Origin of the sequence: Gemella sp. 20925_1_85 (assembly GCF_041433735.1) — a bacterium.
Classification (GTDB): Bacteria; Bacillota; Bacilli; order Staphylococcales; family Gemellaceae; genus Gemella.
In genome coordinates this window covers 1-536 of sequence record NZ_JAPWCC010000065.1, presented here as the reverse complement: position 1 = coordinate 536, position 536 = coordinate 1, and the positions used below count along the sequence as shown (strand labels likewise).

Genomic DNA, 536 nt, shown 5'->3' with positions numbered 1-536 from the left:
CTACCTATCCTGTACATACTGCATCAAAATTCAATATCAAGCTACAGTAAAGCTCCATGGGGTCTTTCCGTCCTGTCGCGGGTAACCTGCATCTTCACAGGTACTATGATTTCACCGAGTCCATCGTTGAGACAGTGCCCAAATCGTTACGCCTTTCGTGCGGGTCGGAACTTACCCGACAAGGAATTTCGCTACCTTAGGACCGTTATAGTTACGGCCGCCGTTTACTGGGGCTTCAATTCATACCTTCGCTTACGCTAAGCACTCCTCTTAACCTTCCAGCACCGGGCAGGCGTCAGCCCCTATACTTCACCTTACGGTTTTGCAGAGACCTGTGTTTTTGTTAAACAGTCGCTTGGGCCTATTCACTGCGGCCTACTCTCGTAGGCACCCCTTCTCCCGAAGTTACGGGGTCATTTTGCCGAGTTCCTTAACGATGGTTCTCTCGCTCACCTTAGAATTCTCTTCCCAACTACCTGTGTCGGTTTGCGGTACGGGCACCTCTTATCTCGATAGCGGCTTTTCTTGAGAGTTTG

The 536-nt window shown here is 50.2% G+C and carries 1 rRNA gene; it reads right to left on the bottom strand.

What is annotated here, in order from left to right:
• Window positions 1–536: ribosomal RNA gene (locus O3884_RS09025) — 23S ribosomal RNA — on the bottom strand; the annotation flags it as partial.